Here is a 1283-nt window from a genome sequence, read left to right as displayed (position 1 = left end):
ATTGCCCACTCCAACTTCTCTGTTATTTCCTGCCACGCACCATGGATGATGCTCGCCAATATCGGCATTAACCAAAGCGCGCTGTTTTTGGCAATCTTCAGCATCGATAACTCCGCGCTGCCAATCAGCGTCAGCGCCAGCCGACGTTTGACCAGCAAGGCCAGCAAACTAGCCCAGATCAAGCCTTCCGCTATCGCTTTTTGTCGTGTCGCGAACGCCTTCAACCGGTTATGTGATTTCAGCTCTTTGAACAACAGTTCGATCTGCCAACGGCAACGATACAATGCCATCACCTTCTCGGCTGGCCATCGCTCACGCGGAAGATTGGTCATCCATATACAGAACCGTTTTTCCTCTGCAAACCAACGTCTTATGAGTCGATATTTATACTTTCCCGAACTCACATCCAGATCCAGAACCTCGGCTCTGCAGCTTCTCCGATCGATATCCTTGAGCTTTTTTCCGAGTAACTTGGGCATTTCCCTGCCGTCCTGTCGGTAAGCTGCCTGTACTTTGGGATTGAGATTTTGACTCCCTCTGACCAGATAGCTTCCTTTGGCTTTGGTCACATCAGCAAAGTACTCGCGGCTGATGTAACCGGCATCCGCCAATAACAGTTTGTTATTTAACGAATTTTCGGCCGGAAGATGCTTGCGCTCCGATTCGGTATCCGCCGTGATACTCATCGATATCGGCGACTGGTCCAGCAAGGACATGGTCATATGACACTCTACCGCAGCGGGGCTGTGCTTATTGAATCGGCCCGGGAAATGTTCTGCCAATTGCGGATGTAACGCGAATGACGACCCGTCCTGCAGCAGTACCTGCTCAAAGCCTGCCAGTCCGTGGGCGTCCGGTAGACACTCCTTGAGGCGTAAGGCGATGGCTCGTTCAACCAGTGCGCGCATGAACAAGGGAAAACCCTGCTTGCGTAACTGGTTGTGAAAGGGTTTATACGCTATTTGGTCAGTATCATGGAGCTGCAACGCATTGAAATGGCGATGCAAACCAGCAATACCATCCACCTTGTCGCAACCAAGCCCTGAGAGCAGAGCCGGGAGTAGTCTCGCAGGCTGGATATCCCGGAGTCGCTGACAAAAACCGGTAAATTTACCGATCCGGTTGAGTTCAGAAGAGCTAAGAAGTTGCTTGAGGTACTGGGTTGCATTGATAATAGTCATGGCTTCGGGCGTGTCGGTTTTTTTTTGCGATTAAATCAGATCACAAACGAAGCCTTTTTTCTATCTATTTCAATTGGTTGTAGCTAAAGATCCTGTACATGA

Annotated in this window: 1 protein-coding gene; it reads right to left on the bottom strand. The window is 50.1% G+C overall.

Annotated features, from left to right (window positions below; genetic code table 11):
- On the bottom strand, nucleotides 1–1181 hold a 1181-nt coding region (locus PG883_RS23490), incomplete at its 3' end, for an IS4-like element ISApu2 family transposase (RefSeq protein WP_270808456.1).
- Nucleotides 1182–1283 lie beyond the last annotated feature (102 nt).

The sequence above is a fragment of the Aeromonas sp. QDB25 genome (genome assembly GCF_027707725.1).
GTDB classification, from domain to species: domain Bacteria; phylum Pseudomonadota; class Gammaproteobacteria; order Enterobacterales; family Aeromonadaceae; genus Aeromonas; species Aeromonas caviae.
Note: the sequence above shows the minus strand (reverse complement) of the source record. Positions and strands in the feature narration are given on the sequence as shown.